The 891-nt window shown below is 72.5% G+C and carries 1 protein-coding gene and 1 pseudogene; both read right to left on the bottom strand.

The features are described 5' to 3' along the window. Positions 1-324 (bottom strand): annotated as a pseudogene (locus tag AC27KI_RS26020) (hypothetical protein); the annotation flags it as partial. Between the two features lie 32 nt (positions 325-356). After that, entirely contained in the window at positions 357-791 is a 435-nt protein-coding gene (locus AC27KI_RS26015) for a DNA polymerase III subunit chi (RefSeq protein ID WP_487116729.1), read from the bottom strand. Positions 792-891 lie beyond the last annotated feature (100 nt).

Below are 891 nucleotides of genomic sequence, written 5' to 3'. Positions count from 1 at the left end.
CATGACACGGTGGATCACCACCTCTTCGATGTCCTTCAGCCGGCAGCCGGCAGGGCCAAGTCCATGGGCGCGGGGGCCGGCAAAGGCGCGGGGGTGTGGGCCGCCGCCGGGGGAACGGGGCGGCGTGGCAGACCGCGCCATGGCCGGCGCCATGACAGGCGACAGGACCGGCCGGGGCGGCAACCCGGCGACCACGGGAGGCTTGACGAACGACGGCGAAACCGCGGGCACTGCAGGGGCCGCCGCACCCGGCACCGCGGGGCTCGGCTGCCCCACGCCGGGTACGCCGTCCGAAAGCTGCACCACATCGGTGAGTGTGGGCACAAATCTGGGGGGCGCCTTGGGTGGTGAAGACATTAAGCGCCTTTCAGCACGAGGTCGTGCCGCACGATCTGGTAGCCGCGCGACGCATAGTGGCGCCACCGGTCGCGCGCACCGCTGCGGTCGGCCTCGTCGTGCGCGCTCACCACCTCCACCAGCTTGCCGAACCGCTCGAAGCCTTGGGGCACCGTACCGCCCAGGTTCAGCAGCACCTCGTGGTGCGGCGCCAGGCGCAGGTCCTGCGCCAGCAGCACGGGCGAGGCCTCGCGCAGGTCGTCACCGTCGCGCTCGTTGCAGTGGGCAACGAAATCCTGCGGAGCCATCGCCCAGAGCGCGCGGTCCAGGCCGTCAAGCGCGGAGTCCGGCCCCGTGATGACCAGCCGGGCATCGCTGCGCAGCACCTTGCGCGCGAAGCGGCAGGCATAGGCCAGCTTGTCCGGCGCGTTGAAGTGGAAAGCGATTTCCGTCATGGCCAAGCGGTGGGCGCGATCAGCGGGCCGACACGCGCGGCGCGCGCGCGGCCTTGGCCACCGGCTTGCGCGCCGGCGCCTTGGCCCGGGGTTGCGCCGC

Source organism: Acidovorax sp. KPB24-03, from assembly GCF_057546605.1.
The sequence above is the reverse complement of the archived record's forward strand: the minus strand, read 5'-3'. Positions and strand labels throughout refer to the sequence as shown.

What these genes read in the sequence shown, in the direction of transcription:
- AC27KI_RS26015 (WP_487116729.1), bottom strand. Translation starts at nt 791, where the DNA reads ATGACGGAAATCGCTTTCCACTTCAACGCGCCGGACAAGCTGGCCTAT.